The following is a 16759-nucleotide window of genomic DNA, read 5'->3' on the forward strand; positions in this document are numbered from 1 at the left end:
TCAACAAATTGGCATTGTTTTCTATATGTAGAAGTTTACAACGAAAAAATACCGATGTCAACACAAAGTTTTGTTTTCACAGATTATTATGTTTGTTTCGAAGATTTATATCAATGGAAATCCACTTTTGGGACTGTTGAAGGAATTGATGCGTAAAAAATCACCCACTTAACTCTAAGTGGATGATTCATTGGTGTCCCTATTAAGGTTTTTTATATTTTGTTACACAAAAAAATGTTCATAGACAACCAGTAAATACAGTCTTTTTAAATGATCGTAAAAATTCTCGTGCATTCCAATTAACAGAATTGGAACGCACGAGAAATTTATAGACCATCCAATAATTTGATTTAGAATGGTTGAACTTCGCGGTCATATTTCTTTTTTAATACCCGATTTTTGGTCAAAACTATATGAATCCACTGCAATATCATCATAAGCCAATCTCTTTCTCCAATTCCGCTTTACTCATTAATTTATATACACTAGTGGGTTGCAGGAAAAAGTAACTAATTCCAATAAAAAACAGGAATTGAATCTTTTTCGTTTTTTTTTAATTCAAAATGAATATGTACTTAATTTCTATTTTCCGCTTTGGTTTATAATTTAATTATAAGAGTAAATAATTTTTTTATTTTTGAGGAGGCTTATCATGAACAATTTTGAGTATTTAGATGACAAACAGTGGTCACCGTTGTGGGAACGTTATTTGGCAAATGCAACACTTTTTGATCCTCATAGGAAGCATGACATTAATTGCTTGATACCACTCCCAGAAAAAAGAGGCTTATTAATATTTACAGACAATCATGTGTACTACAGTAATATCAATGCATTAGCAACCCTTCACCGTTTTTCTTCCATTCATTCTTTTCCTGATTATGAAGTCCTTTCGATTAGCTTAAAAGAATCGGGATGCTTCGGAAAATATAAGTTTCCATGGGTCTGTCCCTATTTTACCCTATGTCCTTTAGAGGGAAAGGATCAGACTATTTGGATCAATCCTTACAAGATCTCAATGATTTTCGAATCTCATGGGCAGCATTATGCTCAATTAACGAACGGACTTTACATGATTCTCCCTGTTCATCGTAGAAGTGTGATCGATCGAGCAGAGCTTGCTTGCCTCATCCTGGCGACTATGCGTCGTGGGCATTTTCATTATGTTATAACAGGATTGACCCCTCTAGACTATTTGTTTTTTCCCGATACAAAATTCGCTGACACACTACGTACACGACTAGGATTAAAAAAATTTCAAACAGCAATAGGTGAATTGAATCATCTTTATCAAAAAGCATACTCACTCTATCATTTTGAGCGGCTAATAGACGATCCACAAGAGATCGACGGGATCGACTGGCTTTAATCCGTTCATCAATAGCCAAGTTGATCACTTCATTTCCTAGTAACCAGCCAGTACGTGAAAATAAGCGAATTGCCTTGAGGAAATGATGCCCACAGCTCAATTTACTTTTCCCTTAAAACGATTCTTACTTATCGACAAATTTGATTTCTAATTTTTTCCCTAGTGCTGTTGCAATATCCTCTAACATGCTTATTGATGGTTCTGTTATCCCTCTTTCCATTCTGATTATTGAGGACCGGGATTTTTTTACTTTCTTCGCGAACTGTGTTTGGTTGAGGCCTTCTTTTTCTCTCAAATCAAATAGAATATTTGCTATTTCTAATTTCAGTCGTTCTTCTTCATACAATTGTTGAAACTCTTTATCTTCCAGTTCTTTATTTAATCTTTTCTCTAAGTTATTCATCTGTTCCCTCTCCTTCTCAACAATATTTCTAGCACACTGCTCCTTATTTTCTTCGCCTTCGTTATCTCCTTTTTTGGCGTTTTGTTTTGTTTTTTGTTGAACCCATGTGTTATATAGAATCCTGTCCCTTCAATTTGAAAATAGCACCCTCTAAGCCAATGCTCATCTGTTCTTGCTCTAATCTCATATAGGTTATCATCTAATTTTTTTACATATTCTTTTTTAATAGAATCAACTAAATCTATTTTTTGCACCAAATCTATTCTAGCCAGAATTTTGGCTCTGTCCTTTTTACTTAATGAATCTAGATAGTTATCAAATTCTTCTTCCCATTCAAATTCTGGTTTTACCATGCCTTCCTCACTTCTTCTCTTAACATATTGTAGCATACTTGCTACAGTTATTCGATTTTTATTTACTATACATTATGAGCAAACTTCCTCTTTCATCAAGATTACCCAACATAGAATATGACCGTACCACCCTCATTTCCAACTTGGAAACAGTCTATTTCCCTTGCCTCTTCAGTATAAAAAAACTTCTATCCTAAGATACGCAAAACGATGACGGACGAATGGGCATAATCCATTTCTTGCATCTATCGAATGAGGAAGTTTTTTTGCAAAACTCTTTATTATAAACCCAATAGAAAACGATTTCAAATCGCAATTTTGCACTTCCCCCCCTCAAATTAACCGATTTTGGGCCAAAAACGGCTTTTTTCGCTCAAAATGTGCAAAATTGAGGGGGGTATCTGCAATTTTGCGATTCGCATTTTTTTGAAAAATCCTCTATCTTTTAGTCACCGGCCGGGACAAAAAATTTATTGGAGGAATTCAAATGATTCAACACATCGGAAACAAACTGCAAGTAGAGATTGACGCAGGCGGAGAAAAAGTGAAGAAGATCAGCTTCGCGAATGTGATCGAAAATCCAAGTGAAGAAAAAGTCCTTGAACTAGGAGAAATCATGAAAGGGTTATCTGTTGAAGGCAGTGAGCTGTATGGCGTAGTTCTAACCAGCCAATCACGCTACACCAAATAGAAAGGGGAAAAATAAATGTCCATGTTAAAAATCGTTGCAACCTTTAAAAACAGCTTTGGCAAGAATCAAATGTGGAGCTTCAATGATCCGGATACTACGAAGACAGGCACCGAAATCAAAGGATTATTAGAACGCATGACGGACGTGAAGCTTTGTTACAAAGACGGCGCGGAACTCTTCCACACCGTGGAAACCGCTAAGTACGTCGAAACGATTGAAACCATTATTTTTTAAAAAGAAAATTTGAGGAGCGGCGGTAACGCGCGACTGCCCTTCTCCATCATGAAAACGAAAGGATGAGAACCCATGATGCAGATCCAACCCCTGTCGTTCCGGCAGCTATTCCATTTGAAACCAAAAACCCTAGAAACTCGAATTACCGATTTTTATCAAGCCACACAAAACAGCAGCATCACGCTCCAATATATCTTGACCTTAAAAGTGCGCTACCAGCTGGGAGCGGCGGAGTTTGATCATTTTCTGAAGGATCTTGTCCGTGATCTGTTTATGAATACAAAGGCAACACGCACCATGAAACGCTTCTTTCATTATTTTGAAGATTACTTTATGGCTCCTGAATGGAAAACGTTAAGCGCGAGAATCTCTCCGCAAAGAAACTTCGGCGAGAAAGTCGTGACAAAGCTCCGTTCTCTGTTTCCATTTGCCCGTCCTGAAGAAACCAGCGAACCTTGATGACTACGAACCTACGCAGATAAAAAACTATAGAAAGGAAACAGAACAATGATCCAGGATTTAATTGTGACATTTGGAAAAGGCGATGGCAGCACTCACGACTGGACCTATAAAGGCCTCAACCCTGACCTAGCCGCACCAAAGATCAAAGAAGCTTGCGAACTATTGACGAAATTGGATATTAGTACACAAAATGGCGTAAAACTATTTGATTCTGTGGTGACCGCAAAAGTCGTGAAATACATTGATACCTTAATCTTTGATCCAGAACATGAGGCGCAGAACGTGAATTATTATGGCGAGCCGGGCAAAGAAGCAGAACCAACCTGTGAAGAAGTTGGATGCTTTGAAGTGGCGGATAAGCCGAATCAAACAGAACAGGAACTGTTGGCTACTCCAAAACGACCTACTCTGCCCGAAACACCATTTGGCCGCTATTTCAAGCAGTTGACTAGTATTGAACCAACAGAAAAACCAGAAGTAGCAGTGGCAAAGGATACTCTTCCACAACCAAAAAAATCGCCATTTGATAATAACGAGCAGAAACAAGACGTTGTATTACCTGCTGAACCTTATTCTAGCCAAGATAAGCAAGAACGAACCGGACTACTGCACTGGCTGCATCGAATCAGGAAGAGAAACAAAGAAGGACCAACTGAAATTCCCCGCGAATAAGCCATTTTCGCGATTATATCTGATCATTGACAAGTTCATAACTGCGTAGGGCAGCAACATTTTACTGACACCTGCGATTCTACTCGCAGGTGTTTACAAATAATTTTAGAAAGCGAGGTATGTACATGAATCTTTTTTCAATCGTTTCAGGAGGAAGTATCCTTGATTATTTATTCGGTGGAAGCGTGCCAATCATGGGTGTTTTCTTAACTATGACCGGCTTAGACCTTTTTACCGGCTATTTTAAAGCTTTGAAAAATCACACGTGGGTCTCCTCCATTAATCTTTATGGACTATTTACCAAATTTATCACCTTTTCCACCATCATTTGTGCGGCAGCATTAGACAAGATCGCGCCAACCGTTGGGATCACATTACCCATCAATGTGGCATTAATCTGGACGGCTTTATTGATTGTTTACGAGATCGGCTCGATTCTGGAAAATGCTCATGAGTTCGGGCTGAAGATCACTTGGCTGCAGAAATGGCTGCGAATCTTTGAACGAGATGTTGGAAAAACACCTGATAAAGACGATCAAGAAAACAATATTCAGCAAGGGTGTCAGTTCCTCTTTTCACAGTCTGCAATAGTGGCGCACGATCATTCATATCCTAAGTATAAAAACATCTAGAGGAGTTTAGAGGAATGATATGCGGCTTGAAAATCAGACTTATTTTTCTGGAGGAAAAATAAATACATCAAATTGAAAAAGAAGGTGAGCCAATTGCAAACTACTGAATTTGCTCTGCAATTTGGGCTGAATTTACGAGGGAAAGTCTGTTACTCCATGTCCAATCGACTCGGAGTTCGTTCGATGGATTGTTCAAGTTTTGTCTTTCGTGCGTTAATTGCGGCAGGCTTTTTACCTACTAATTCCTACATTGGAAATACGGAAACACTCTTTAAATTGAATGGCACGCTATTGGAAGAAATCAGCCGCTCAGAAGTTCGTCGGGGATGTCTGTGGATTGCAGGGCATGAAGGCGCATCGCTGGGGTCATCTGGGCATACCGGATTTTTCTTGGGTGATATCAACGGTGATGCACTACATTGCACCTATTCGAAGGGATGTCAGAACATCGCCATCACCAAAGCGATCGGCTGGATGGGCGATTATTCAGGCTTACCTGTGCGCTATTTTCGAGTGAAGAACACGAGTGTCATAGGTCCCAGCGAGAATGTCGGGCAGCAAAGAATGTTAGCGATCGATGGTTCGTGGGGACCTGCTACTACCAGACGACTACAAGAAGTGCTGAATTGCACGATCAAGGACGGGATCACCAGCGGTCAAATCAGAAATCCGGCGAATCAAGCAATCCCTTCTGTTCAGTTTGGAAATGGCGGTTCGACTATGATCCGAGCGCTCCAAGCTCTATTAAGTGTGCCCTCAGATGGCAACTTCGGTCCATTTACCTGCCAGAAGCTGCAGCAAAGAATGTGCACACTCCAAGATGGGATCATCAGTCCCACCTCTGATTGTGTGAAGGTGATGCAGCGAAGATTGAATGAAGGATTTGTTTAATGAGGAATTCTCGAAAACGATTACTAGAAATGAGGGACAAACATGAATCTAACCAGCACATACGATAGACCAACGTTCAATCCTTTTTACGAGCGACAAGCGATCGAACAACTAACCTATTCAAATCACTATTTACCTACGAAAAGTCATTACCCGATTCGACTGCTGCGGATCAAAGAAAAGCACATCGTACCAAGCATTTACCAAGGCAGAGAATGGCGGCTCTGCCCTTCCTGCAGGCAGCTGTTCATCGAAGAGCTGGGTGATTATACTTATACTTTCCACCCTCACAGTTCAACTCTCAATAGCAGCTATATTCACTTCGATAGAAAAGAATGGAAAGAAGTGGTGCACTGCTGCTCGAAAGAATGCTTAACGAAGGCTGCTGCGAGATTCGCCATAAAAAGTGTTACTGAACAAGGAAGACTTGTTATTCAAGTGCGGAAAATTCGAGAGGATATCAAGGAAGTAATTGAGACGTTTCATTAATTTTTGAGAGACAATTTAGATACTTGAAAAGCACTCAAGACGATCACGGTATTCCATCACATCACAATCGTTTTGAGTGTTTTAGTATTCATATAATGAGTTAGATATCAAAGACTTTTGCGCCAATAACAAATGATTTACCTTCTCCATCCAAATTAGTTGCAATATTCGCAGAATAGCTCTGCCATGTAGGTCTCATCCTCTTTAAAATCTCCCAAGACCCATTCAACTAGAATATTAAAAAATCCGCCGCATAAAAATTTGATGGTGTATTTTTCTTTTTCAGGAGAATAAAACTTGTCACATACGAATTCTTTACATATGTCTTCTAAAAATATATTGCTCTTATCAAGTAGTAAATAAGACAAATTCGAATCGATCAAGTTCATCATAAGCGTCTTCTCCGTTTTAAAACTTGAGAAAAACATCAAAACGATATCATAGGTGTTGTTTAAGCCAATATCAGCGATTTTTTCTTCATAACTCTCAAAAAACGTATTCAGATAATCAGTTATAACATCTTCCAATACCTCATAATTTCTATAAAAGGCCATTCTAGAAACGCCTGCCTTTGTGGTTACTTCAGTAATTGAGATTTTATGAAAGTCCTTTGTCTTCATCAAAATCATCAGAGCGATGAAGATGCTTTCTTTTGTGAGTGCATTTCGATAGGTATTCAGCTTGTTTGCCATTACAGTTTTCTCCAATCTGTAACGTTTCGTAGTATTGCCCTTGAAACGTCTTGTTAGTCATAGTATATTGCAAACATAAAGACGTTGCAATTGTAACATCAAAAAAAGAAAGGACTTGTTAACTATGAACAACAGTCGAAATAATAATAAAAGATGGACAAAAAATGAAATGGGATCTCAAGCTGGTAAAAACATTATCATCACTGGTACTGGTGGTTTAGGATTTGAGGCAGCAATTTCTTTATCAAGCGCTGGAGCAAATGTTATTATAGCTGGACGCAACCCAAGTAAAGGGGCACATGCCGTTAAAATGATCAAGAGCGACTATCCGCAGGCTAAAATTGAATTTCAAAAGCTTGATCTTGCTGATTTGGCATCGATAGAAAAATTTGGGAAAGCTATTCAATCAAAGTTTGATAAGTTGGATATACTAATCAATAATGCAGGTGTTATGGCTACCCCAGAGAGAAAAGTAACAAAGAACAACTTTGAGCTGCAATTAGGGACGAATTATTTAGGTCATTTTGCCTTAACTGCTCACCTACTCCCGCTTCTTCGCAAAGCACAGAACGCTCGTGTCGTAACAGTTAGCAGCATGGCTCACCGTTCTGGAGAAATTCATTTTGATGATTTGCAACTAGAGAAAAATTACGATCCAAATGTCGCTTATTCGCAATCAAAATTAGCTTGTTTAATGTTTGCTTTAGAGCTTCATAAGCGTAGTGTTGCTTCAAATTGGGGAATTTCCAGTATCGGCGTCCATCCTGGTGGCGTCGCAACTGATTTAATTGATAATGGACCTGGAAAAAATCTGTATACACGATTGATTTATCACACGCTCCAGACACCTAGTCAAGGAGTCCGAGCTACTTTGCTTGCAGCAACGTCCCCAGAGATTCAAAGTGGTACTTTTTATGGACCGACCAGATTCATGGAAATATACGGATACCCTAAACAAATTACACCAGCAAAACAGTCATTAGATGCATCGGCTTCCGCAAAATTATGGGACGTATCATGTAAATTAGTTCATGCAAATTTTGAATAAAGGAAATTGGCTCACTACCATTTCAAAAAAAAGATAATTATCCATTATTTCCAAACGATTTTTTTCCTCTATCTCATCTTTGGTAAGTATCAACTTAAGAAAACAAAAGTGGACAGTTCAAGTTCATCTACTTTGTCAAATTCAGGGAGCTTCTTTCAATTACCAATATTTTTTAGTTCAATAAAATTGGGGGGAATGTCATTTTTAACTGTACAAATCCTTTCAGACCATTTGTTCAGCTTACGTGATTCGTTTTCTCTAAGCATTATTAGTGCTGGTTATAACCTGACAGCAATTCTTGCTCGAAAAAAACCTACTCTTCGATTTTAGAAGAGTAGGTTTTTTTCAAGGGGAGCGAATCTGCTTTCAAACGTACCATTTCATCATGGTTATCTGTCTGAATGTCACTTAACCTCTAAAATAAGTACTTCGTAGGGAGACAAATGAATTTCTTTTCCGATTGGTTTCTCGGTAAGTAAATCAACTGTTTCATTTCTTACTTGAATAGTTTTCGTTGTTTCTGAGAAATTCATAACAAAAAACGTTGGTCGACCATTTCTATCACGTGATTGAACCGAGACACTCGGATCTCCCACGAGTACGAACGAATTGCTAAGGTCATATTTACTTACTAATTCCTGATAAAATGCTTCTAAAAAATCAGCGTCGGTTCGTGGTGCAATAAAGTAGGCTTCGCCTTTGCCATAATGATTGACAGTAATCGCTGCTCGCCCAGCGTAAAAATCTTCTTGGTAATAGGCAAGTGCGCGAGCATTTCCGCGTTTTATTAGCGAAGCGTAATCCTTTACTGTAAAGGAGCGATTATCGAAAACAAGGGTATTTTTATCAGACGGATAATAGGTATCGGTTTCTTCAATTTCAATCCCAAAGATTTCCTGTAGCTTATCAGGCCAGCCATTCAGATAAACTAGATCGTTTTCATTTACGATACCGGTCATATAGGTGCTGACTAAATGTCCTCCTGCCTGCACGTAATCTGAAAGGTGCTGGATACTTTTTTCGGTAATGAGATAAAGCATCGGAGCCACAACTAAATCATATTTACTTAGGTTCGCGTTCGGAGTAACGACTTCAACTGGAATGTCATGATTCCAGAAATAACGATAGTGCTCCTGACAGGTCTGTGAATAGCGTTTCGTTCTTTGGGCAAACCCTTGTGCATCATCCAGAGCCCAACTATTATCCCAATCATATAGAATCGCTACTTTTGCATCTTTATAGCTCCCTTTAACAGCTTGGATTTTTTCCATTGCGCTTCCAACTTCACGGACTTCCTGAAAGACACGGTTGTCTGAACGGTTGTCGTGGTCAACAACAGCACCATGAAATTTTTCTGATGAGCCTCGTGATTTGCGCCATTGAAAGTAGAGATTACTATCAGATCCGTGCGCAATATGCTGCATGGAAGAAAGCAAATGTACTCCTGGTCTTTTGGTTTTATTGACTGGATGCCAATTAACGCCGCTTGGTGTTGATTCCATTATAAGGAATGGCTGCTGCTTCAAGCTGCGGTACAGATCGTCAATGAAACCAACTTTGCTGGCTAAATCATCCGTCAGTTCCCAGTCATTGTGCCATGCCGGATAGCAATCCCAGCTTAGAATATCTACATGCTTCGCAAACTTTTCATAATCCAATGCCTGAAAAGGAATCAAATCCATCGTATCTGCCATAAAATTGGTGGTGATAGGGATATCAGGAGTCAGTTTACGGATATCACTAATTTCATGTTCAAAGAAATCAATGGTTTGATCAGTGACAAATCTACGCCAATCTAGATTCATCCCGTGAACAGCAGTCTCTCCAAGCGGAGATGGGGAAGCGATCTGACTCCATTCACTAAAGGCATGACTCCAAAAAGGTCCCCACCATGCATCGTTGAGCGCCTTCAGGCTGCCGTATTTTTTTTGCAGCCAGCTTCTAAAGTTCTCTTGGCAATACTCACAATGGCAGTCCCCGCCGTATTCATTTGAAATATGCCACATCAATAGAGCTGGATGCTCTCCGTAACGTTCGGCTAATTTCTTGTTGATGATTGCAACTTTTTCTCGATAGATAGGAGAAGAGAAACAATGGTTGTGACGTCCCCCATGCAGCATTTTCTGACGAGCAGCATTCGTTCGCAGTACTTCTGGGTATTTTTGAGACATCCATGCAGGTCTTGCCCCGCTTGGAGTAGCCAAGATTACCCGGCAGCCCTGTTGATGGAGATCATCCATAATCTTATCCAGCCATTCAAAGTGAAACTCCCCTTCAGTAGGCTCCAAAGCGCTCCAAGCAAAAATCCCTAATGAGAAGGTGTTTGTATGAGACTCTTTCATTAATTCCAAGTCTTTGGCTAAAATATCGGGATAATCTAGCCATTGATCAGGATTATAGTCGCCTCCATGTAGTAAACGCGGTTCTTTTAAGTAGTTAGTCATAAATTGTTATCCTTTCGTTCCTCCAGCGGTTAAGCCTGAAACAAAATGTTTTTGCAGAATAATGAAGACAATAGCAATCGGAATACTAATTAGAATTGCTCCTGCCGCAAAGGTGGTATAGCTTGCGCCCATTTTGTCTGTGACTAATTTGTAGAGTCCAATTGGTAAAGTATAGTATTCAGGGTTACGTAGTAAAACTGAGGACAATGCGAAATCGCCTAATGGTCCAGTAAAACCATTCATAGCAACAACAGCCAACATTGGTCGCGCTAATGGCATTAGAATCTGAAGAAAAATCCGCGTATTACTAGCCCCGTCTAGTTTGGCACTTTCATCCAAATCAAGTGGAATAGAATCTAGATATCCCTTCATTAAATAGGTGTTCATTGGAATTTGACCGCCTACGTAAATCAAGATTAGTAACCAATGACTGTTTATCATTCCTAACATTTGTGCGAGTACAAAGATAGCAATTAACGCTGAAAATTGCGGAATCATCTGAAGCAGTAAGAATAGTACCAACCCATTTTTTCGACCGGCAAAGCGAAAACGTGAAAAAGCATAAGCAGTAAAAGAAACAGAGACTAAAGAAAGTACCATGGTAAATAAACTGATTTTTATCGAATTGACGTACCATTGCTTATATAAAAGCGTGCCTTCTCCCGCAAACAGCTGCTGATAATGTGAAAAGGTTGGATTTTCAGGAATAATGCTGGTAGAAACCAAGCTATTTCCTGGATTGAAACTCGCACCTACAGTCCACATTAAGGGATAAATAATAATTACGACCATAAAAATTAACAGAAGGTAGGTAAGCAGCATCCGAATTCTACGTTGGCTTTTTATACTAGAAGTAGTCTTCATGTTATACCTCCTCCTTAAACGAATTGGTGCGTCGGAATTGCCAAATAGCAATGGCAATGACAAAAATCGATAGCAGAATGGTTAATGCTGCGGCTAGTGCATATTGACTGTTTTGCATAGTTAGCTTATAGATCCAAGAAACTAAAATATCAGTACCGCCTGCTGTTGAATCAGGAATGGCAGGTCCACCCGCATTAAACAAGTAAATGATATTAAAGTTATTGAAATTAAAGGTATATTGCGTAATGATGATCGGTGCCATCGCGTACAGTACTAGTGGCAAAGTAATATTTTTGAATTTTTGAAAAGCCGAAGCGCCATCGATCGTTGCGGCTTCATACAGATCATCCGGAATTGACTGTAGGTTTCCCGTTGTCACGATAAAAATATACGGAAAGCCCAGCCACCCTTGAATAAGCAGCAATGCTAAACGAGTCCAGTTTGCATCATTTAGCCAAGGGATCGGTGAAATTCGGAAAAAATCCAGAATTACATTATTAACCGCTCCAAAGCTATCGTTAAATAAACCGGCAAAAATAAGGATAGTGACAAAACCTGGAACTGCCCAAGGCAGAATCAAGATCGTACGGAAAAATCGTTTGAATTTTAGTTCTTTTTGATGAACCACAATCGCTAAAAAGACGCCGATTGACACCTGCAAGGTTGAAGCGATCAAGGTCCAGACAGCCGTCCAGCCAAGGACCCCAAAGAAAGTGTCACGCCAAATATCAACTGTAAATATTTTTTTAAACGTTTCTAACCCTACCCAGTCTGCCAAGTTTGCAGGTGCTGAGTGATACAAATCGTAATTTGTAAAAGCCAAAGTAAGACTAAACAAAATTGGAAAGATGACTGAGAAAACTAATAAAATAAAAGCTGGACTGCTGATTAGATAAGGATAGCCTTCTGCTAATAACGCGTGGTAGGATTCTCTAATCCCATTCGGCTTATGACCCATACTGATTTTTTCACCATTTTTGTATGCATCACGCAGATTTAAGTAATAAAAAAGAAGGCCAAAAGCAATCACGATTAATGCAACTAAACCTTCTGCTAAAAGAAAAATAGAGTTGTCTCGCGGAACTTCTGTACCTAATGTCATCAGTCCCCAGATTCCCATATTAAATAGGTCTTTAAAAACGAATAAATACATGATGAAGAAAAAGAGAAAAAGCGCGCCTTTGGCATACTGTTTGTTAAAAAATTGACCCATGCCCGGCAGCAGTGAAAGCAGCGCCGCCTTTTTTCCTCGAGTGGTTGAACGTGATGTCCCTTCCATATGTTTGTCGTCCTTTCGTATGTATATCCAAATCTAGTGACAAAGGAATGGACAGCAATGATCAGAGTATTGCTGTCATTCCTAAAGGGGCTATTGATTTGCGGCAATACTAGATTCAATCTGACCAACTGCTTGCTCTAAAGCCTTCTTGACCTCTACCTTGCCTGTCGCAATGGTTTGTAGTGCGGCATCAATCGGCTTCCACACAGAATCCATTTCCGTGATACCTGGTGTCAATTCTGCATATTTTGATTGTTCAGCAATTGCCATCGCGCCTTCACTTTCCTTCACCGATGAGTCCTCCGCTAAAGCTGCAACAGCAGGAACTTCTTGTGTTTTTTCATAACGAACCTTTGAATTCTCTTCATTCGTAATAAAGGTAACAAACTCTTCTGCTAATTCAGCATTCTTGCTATAACTCGAAACGTTATAACTCTTCACACCGATAAAAGAGCCCATGTGCTTGCCATTGTTTAGCAGCGGTAATTCCTTTACACCATAATCAATGTTTGCTTCTTTAAATGGCGCTAAATTCCATGGCCCTGAGATGACAGCGGCAGCTTTTCCTTCAGTGAATAGAGAATCTAAGACTGTCGTTCCCTGTTCTCCGATGATCCCAGTTGGCAAGACTTTGTTGTCATAGAACTTCTTGATTTGCTCCGCGCCTTCAATCGCACCCTTATTGGCCAAGCCGATATCTTCAGGATTAAAGGAACCATCTTCATTCTTCCCGAAGATGTAGCCCCCGTAGCCATTCATTATGCCTTGCGCGTAATAAATTTGGTCAAATGTAGCAATAAGACCATATTTATCTTTTTCGTTGTCGGTGATTTTCTTCGAATAGTCATACCATTCATCCAATGTTTCTGGCAGCTGATCTTCAGTGATCAGATCTTTGTTATAGAATAAAACTTGGGTCTCAATCGCTTTTGGCAGGCCGTAGACTTTCCCCTTAACGATTTGCGACTCCATCGCTGCTTCTGTGAACGTGGATTTCACTGCATCGTCTACCTTCAACTCCTGTAACAAGCCTTCTGTTGTGGCAGTACCAATCTGGTCGCCAGGAATCGTGATCACATCAGCGCCAGTACCCGCGGGACCATCTAAACGTAAGTCCTCCAACTGTTTAGCGTATGCTTTTTCAACAACCTTTATTTTTACATCGTGCTCTTTTTCAAAAGCCGCAATCGCATCCTCGATCCCTGCTGTTTTTTGCTGATCCTCCCAAACTAGCAGGTCATAATCGCCGTTGCTCTTTCCGCTTGCTTTACTTTTGTTGTCATTCGTTTCACCTGGACCACAAGCAGTTAGCGACAATAACGCGATCCCTAAACCAACTAAAAATTTTGTTGTTCTTTTCATCATAGTCTCTCCTATCCTTTGTCCTACTAAAATCATTATCACAAAAAAAGAAAACGTCTTCATTTGTACTAAAAAAAATAATTGCTTATAGCTGGACGTCATTGTGTTTAATAACCTTTTTAATAAACAAAAAAATATGTTATACTAAGCCTAATCATTGAGCTCCTGCAGAAACCTTGTCATAACTGATTTAACAAGTTCATTATATGTTTATTTAGACAATTATGATATTGTCTAATATGCAAAATGTACTAACATTTTCTGCAAAGGAGGAAAAAGCATGTTAACAATTACCGGCGGTGGTGTTCAATCACATCACTCATCTATTTATGTACTGCGCAATAGTGGATTTCCAGATTATACGTTGCTTATTACCAACACCCCTGCTCATTTCAGTATTGCAGGCGTGCATCATGATGTCCCCGCACATTCTGTAGGGATTATTGACAAGAATACCCCGTATACCTATTTCAATCCTGAAGGTGATTATTCTGATGATTGGCTCTATTTTAATACGGTTGATGATCATTGGAGCAACCGTTTACGCCCACTGCTCAATCAATTTTTTCAGATACCTAAGGGAATACTGATTCAAAATTATGTCCATGATTTGATCTGGGAACGCAATATCACCGACCATCCGTTGGGATCTGAAAATGCTTCTTTATTGCTCTTAGTATTGTTAAATAATTTTTTTGCGATTACCAAAGAAAAGCAGGACACAAAGATTGATAATCCATACTTTTATGCCTTTCAGAAAATTCGAATGGATATCCAAAATCGACCGGAAATGCATTATTCACCGGAGGCCTTAGCAGAAGAGATGGCTATCAGCCTATCGCATTTCCAGCATTTGTATAAAACTTTTTTCCAACAATCACTTAAGGCAGACGTGATTCATAATAGAGTAGCGAAGGCACAGCGTTTGATTGCAACCAGTGACTTGACGATTACAGAGATCGCGGAAATTTGCGGCTACAGCAGTGATGTGCACTTTTATCGCCAGTTCAAGCGAGTAACCGGCACTTCCCCACGGGAGTATCAACGAGGCGTCCACGAGGATTCCACCACCTCATTAGAGGCAAAAAAAAATAGTTCTTTTGAATGAACAGAAAATAGTCAGCCAAACGAATGTTAAACGTTCGTTTGGCTGACTATTCCATCTACTGCTTTTGAGTGTTTTCAATAGTAAAATGCTCATTTTGTCTAAAAAAGCTCAAATAGTTATTTCCTCATTGATAAATTCCTGCAAAATTGTTTTAACAGACTCTTTTTCCTCTGTTAAAATAGTCTCGATTTTTTACATTGGATGAGCATTTGCCAGAAAAAGTGGTTAAATAATTGACTTAAGTATCTATTTTTCAGTTCTTCTCACTCCATATTTATGAGAACATCTTTTAACTTGTCGATAAGAAGTTGACGATCGACTCGATCAAATAAAATTACTTTCCTTGAAACCAAATAGCAGATGTTATATTTATAAATTTGACTTCAAATGCAAACTGAATTAAAATTATGTTAAAGTTTGGAAATGAGGTCAAACATTATGAAGAGGCTTGTCCAGAGAGTTGAGTACTTGAATTTCTTGAAACGACACCGTGACAAACCAATCATTAAGGTAGTCTCTGGTGTTCGCAGGTCGGGAAAATCAACGCTTTTCACACTTTACCGTCACTATCTGGAAGCAGATGGCGTAGCAGCAGAAAATATTGTGAATATTAACTTTGAAGATATGCAGTTCAACGAGTTACGGGATGCAAATGCCCTCTACGCTTACCTGATCACTAAAATTCAAAACAAAGAAAAAGTATATGTATTTTTAGATGAAATTCAGCATGTTCACCAGTTTGAAAGAGTGGTTGATTCCTTATTTATTAAGGAGAATGTTGATTTGTACATCACAGGTTCTAACGCGTATTATCTTAGTGGGGAGATCGCGACTTTGCTATCTGGCAGATATGTGGAATTACAAATGCTCCCTCTGTCCTTCGCGGAATTCCTGGAATGGCATATACAAAATGATCCGAACAAACAAACTAACAACGATTATTTTAACGAGTATCTAAAAAGCGCGATGCCTTACACTCTCTTTACTGATTCTGATCAGGAGACGCTGGAATACTTAAATGGCGTATACAATACAGTCGTTTTGAACGATATCGTAGCACGGTTAAATATCTCAGATGTTCGAGTGCTTCAACGACTGATTGAAACATTATTTAGCACGATCGGAGGCTTGGTCACTATCAACAAATTGAGAAATACCTTAGTCAGCAAAGGTGCCCAGATTGCTAATAAGACGGTGGAAAAATACATCAGAGGTATTCTTGATAGCTTAATTATGTACGAGGCCAAGCGTTTTGATATCCATGGCAAAGAATTACTAGAAACTCAAGAAAAATACTACATTGTCGATGTAGGCTTAAGAAGATTGACTTTGCGGGATCATCTTGAAGATTTCGGGCATATTCTGGAAAATATTGTCTTCTTAGAATTAAAGAGACGCGGATATGAAGTATATGTAGGAAAAATCGGTACTTATGAGGTGGATTTCGTGGCAATTAATAGTAAACAAGAGCTGAGTTACTATCAAGTAGCCTTAAATACCACTGATAGAAATGTTTTAGAGCGGGAGCTGCGACCATTACAATCGATTAAGGATTCCTACCCAAAATATCTATTAACCTTAGATGACTTCAATAAAGAAGCGAACTATGACGGTATAAAGAAACTGGGTGTGATCGATTGGCTTTTAGGTCAGCATTCATCACTGTCTGAAAATATGTCATAGAATAGAAATACGAGCCCATTAATCCTCCTCAACTAGATAGGAAAATTAATGGGCTTTTTCACTATGGGAGTTTAATTACCTCC

18 protein-coding genes are annotated in these 16759 nt (G+C 39.2%); 11 read left to right on the top strand and 7 right to left on the bottom strand.

The genetic code is table 11. The annotated features are described in order from the left end of the window. Positions 1-652: 652 nt before the first annotated feature. Positions 653-1369, top strand: coding sequence for a hypothetical protein (locus E6139_RS18495; RefSeq protein ID WP_316405009.1), 717 nt, complete (start codon positions 653-655; stop codon positions 1367-1369). 124 nt (positions 1370-1493) lie between these two features. Here the strand turns inward: E6139_RS18495 and E6139_RS18500 are convergent, their stop codons facing one another. Together E6139_RS18500 and E6139_RS18505 are read right to left on the bottom strand one after the other, a co-directional pair. Further along, positions 1494-1772 (bottom strand): helix-turn-helix transcriptional regulator, encoded by a 279-nt coding sequence (locus E6139_RS18500; RefSeq protein ID WP_316405010.1) that lies wholly within the window; start codon positions 1770-1772, stop codon positions 1494-1496. Next, positions 1769-2125, bottom strand: coding sequence for a type II toxin-antitoxin system RelE/ParE family toxin (locus E6139_RS18505; protein WP_316405011.1), 357 nt, complete (start codon positions 2123-2125; stop codon positions 1769-1771). The genes E6139_RS18500 and E6139_RS18505 overlap by 4 nt, the downstream gene beginning before the upstream one ends. A 487-nt stretch (positions 2126-2612) precedes the next feature. On the opposite strand from E6139_RS18505, the gene E6139_RS18510 reads away from it, so the two are divergent. The 7 genes from E6139_RS18510 (at position 2613) to E6139_RS18540 (ending at position 6196) form a co-directional block, all read left to right on the top strand. After that, the gene (locus E6139_RS18510; protein WP_316405012.1) at positions 2613-2816 is read left to right on the top strand and encodes a hypothetical protein; all 204 of its coding nucleotides are present in this window, start codon (positions 2613-2615) and stop codon (positions 2814-2816) included. Positions 2817-2837: 21 nt separating this feature from the next. Beyond that, positions 2838-3050: a hypothetical protein gene (locus E6139_RS18515; RefSeq protein WP_316405047.1), complete on the top strand. Its 213-nt coding sequence runs from the start codon at positions 2838-2840 to the stop codon at positions 3048-3050. A gap of 75 nt (positions 3051-3125) precedes the next feature. Continuing rightward, positions 3126-3509 (top strand): hypothetical protein, encoded by a 384-nt coding sequence (locus E6139_RS18520; protein ID WP_316405048.1) that lies wholly within the window; start codon positions 3126-3128, stop codon positions 3507-3509. 48 nt (positions 3510-3557) lie between these two features. Further along, the gene (locus tag E6139_RS18525) at positions 3558-4184 is read left to right on the top strand and encodes a hypothetical protein (RefSeq protein ID WP_316405013.1); all 627 of its coding nucleotides are present in this window, start codon (positions 3558-3560) and stop codon (positions 4182-4184) included. 125 nt (positions 4185-4309) lie between these two features. Next, complete coding sequence (locus tag E6139_RS18530) at positions 4310-4816, top strand: phage holin family protein (RefSeq protein WP_316405014.1); 507 nt, start codon at positions 4310-4312, stop codon at positions 4814-4816. Positions 4817-4900: 84 nt separating this feature from the next. Next, positions 4901-5707 (top strand): peptidoglycan amidohydrolase family protein, encoded by an 807-nt coding sequence (locus tag E6139_RS18535; RefSeq protein WP_316405015.1) that lies wholly within the window; start codon positions 4901-4903, stop codon positions 5705-5707. Positions 5708-5749: 42 nt separating this feature from the next. Further along, positions 5750-6196 carry a hypothetical protein gene (locus E6139_RS18540; protein ID WP_316405016.1) on the top strand — a complete coding sequence of 149 codons (447 nt, stop codon included), beginning with the start codon at positions 5750-5752 and terminating at the stop codon, positions 6194-6196. Between the two features lie 155 nt (positions 6197-6351). Here E6139_RS18540 and E6139_RS18545 read toward each other — a convergent pair whose 3' ends face one another. Further along, positions 6352-6888 carry a TetR/AcrR family transcriptional regulator gene (locus E6139_RS18545; protein ID WP_316405017.1) on the bottom strand — a complete coding sequence of 179 codons (537 nt, stop codon included), beginning with the start codon at positions 6886-6888 and terminating at the stop codon, positions 6352-6354. 124 nt (positions 6889-7012) lie between these two features. On the opposite strand from E6139_RS18545, the gene E6139_RS18550 reads away from it, so the two are divergent. Beyond that, positions 7013-7936 carry an oxidoreductase gene (locus E6139_RS18550; RefSeq protein WP_316405018.1) on the top strand — a complete coding sequence of 308 codons (924 nt, stop codon included), beginning with the start codon at positions 7013-7015 and terminating at the stop codon, positions 7934-7936. A gap of 404 nt (positions 7937-8340) precedes the next feature. On the opposite strand, the gene E6139_RS18555 is transcribed toward E6139_RS18550, so the two are convergent. The 4 genes from E6139_RS18555 to E6139_RS18570 all read right to left on the bottom strand — a co-directional run bounded on the left by E6139_RS18555 (position 8341) and on the right by E6139_RS18570 (position 13888). Continuing rightward, entirely contained in the window at positions 8341-10380 is a 2040-nt protein-coding gene (locus E6139_RS18555) for a beta-galactosidase (protein WP_316405019.1), read from the bottom strand. 6 nt (positions 10381-10386) lie between these two features. Next, positions 10387-11244, bottom strand: coding sequence for a sugar ABC transporter permease (locus E6139_RS18560; RefSeq protein WP_316405020.1), 858 nt, complete (start codon positions 11242-11244; stop codon positions 10387-10389). A 1-nt stretch (position 11245) separates the two neighbouring features. Further along, positions 11246-12523: a sugar ABC transporter permease gene (locus E6139_RS18565; RefSeq protein WP_316405021.1), complete on the bottom strand. Its 1278-nt coding sequence runs from the start codon at positions 12521-12523 to the stop codon at positions 11246-11248. Between the two features lie 90 nt (positions 12524-12613). Then, positions 12614-13888, bottom strand: a complete 1275-nt coding sequence (locus tag E6139_RS18570) for an extracellular solute-binding protein (protein WP_410470552.1) — start codon at positions 13886-13888, stop codon at positions 12614-12616. A gap of 277 nt (positions 13889-14165) precedes the next feature. Between E6139_RS18570 and E6139_RS18575 the strand changes: the two genes are divergently transcribed. Both E6139_RS18575 and E6139_RS18580 read left to right on the top strand, forming a co-directional pair. After that, entirely contained in the window at positions 14166-14993 is an 828-nt protein-coding gene (locus E6139_RS18575) for a helix-turn-helix domain-containing protein (RefSeq protein WP_216405554.1), read from the top strand. A gap of 438 nt (positions 14994-15431) precedes the next feature. Further along, on the top strand, positions 15432-16676 hold the full coding sequence (locus tag E6139_RS18580) for an ATP-binding protein (protein ID WP_316405023.1): 1245 nt from the start codon (positions 15432-15434) through the stop codon (positions 16674-16676). Positions 16677-16759: the final 83 nt, after the last annotated feature.

The organism is Enterococcus sp., from assembly GCF_032555305.1.
Taxonomy (GTDB): domain Bacteria; phylum Bacillota; class Bacilli; order Lactobacillales; family Enterococcaceae; genus Enterococcus_A.

Excerpts from the sequence above, each read along its gene's own strand:
- E6139_RS18555 (WP_316405019.1), bottom strand. The coding sequence starts at position 10,380 with ATGACTAACTACTTAAAAGAACCGCGTTTACTACATGGAGGCGACTAT.
- E6139_RS18575 (WP_216405554.1), top strand. The coding sequence starts at position 14,166 with ATGTTAACAATTACCGGCGGTGGTGTTCAATCACATCACTCATCTATT.
- E6139_RS18515 (WP_316405047.1), top strand. The coding sequence starts at position 2,838 with ATGTTAAAAATCGTTGCAACCTTTAAAAACAGCTTTGGCAAGAATCAA.
- E6139_RS18570 (WP_410470552.1), bottom strand. The coding sequence starts at position 13,888 with ATGATGAAAAGAACAACAAAATTTTTAGTTGGTTTAGGGATCGCGTTA.
- E6139_RS18525 (WP_316405013.1), top strand. The coding sequence starts at position 3,558 with ATGATCCAGGATTTAATTGTGACATTTGGAAAAGGCGATGGCAGCACT.
- E6139_RS18530 (WP_316405014.1), top strand. The coding sequence starts at position 4,310 with ATGAATCTTTTTTCAATCGTTTCAGGAGGAAGTATCCTTGATTATTTA.
- E6139_RS18560 (WP_316405020.1), bottom strand. The coding sequence starts at position 11,244 with ATGAAGACTACTTCTAGTATAAAAAGCCAACGTAGAATTCGGATGCTG.
- E6139_RS18505 (WP_316405011.1), bottom strand. The coding sequence starts at position 2,125 with ATGGTAAAACCAGAATTTGAATGGGAAGAAGAATTTGATAACTATCTA.
- E6139_RS18565 (WP_316405021.1), bottom strand. The coding sequence starts at position 12,523 with ATGGAAGGGACATCACGTTCAACCACTCGAGGAAAAAAGGCGGCGCTG.
- E6139_RS18500 (WP_316405010.1), bottom strand. The coding sequence starts at position 1,772 with ATGAATAACTTAGAGAAAAGATTAAATAAAGAACTGGAAGATAAAGAG.
- E6139_RS18550 (WP_316405018.1), top strand. The coding sequence starts at position 7,013 with ATGAACAACAGTCGAAATAATAATAAAAGATGGACAAAAAATGAAATG.
- E6139_RS18510 (WP_316405012.1), top strand. The coding sequence starts at position 2,613 with ATGATTCAACACATCGGAAACAAACTGCAAGTAGAGATTGACGCAGGC.
- E6139_RS18540 (WP_316405016.1), top strand. The coding sequence starts at position 5,750 with ATGAATCTAACCAGCACATACGATAGACCAACGTTCAATCCTTTTTAC.
- E6139_RS18545 (WP_316405017.1), bottom strand. The coding sequence starts at position 6,888 with ATGGCAAACAAGCTGAATACCTATCGAAATGCACTCACAAAAGAAAGC.
- E6139_RS18495 (WP_316405009.1), top strand. The coding sequence starts at position 653 with ATGAACAATTTTGAGTATTTAGATGACAAACAGTGGTCACCGTTGTGG.
- E6139_RS18580 (WP_316405023.1), top strand. The coding sequence starts at position 15,432 with ATGAAGAGGCTTGTCCAGAGAGTTGAGTACTTGAATTTCTTGAAACGA.
- E6139_RS18520 (WP_316405048.1), top strand. The coding sequence starts at position 3,126 with ATGCAGATCCAACCCCTGTCGTTCCGGCAGCTATTCCATTTGAAACCA.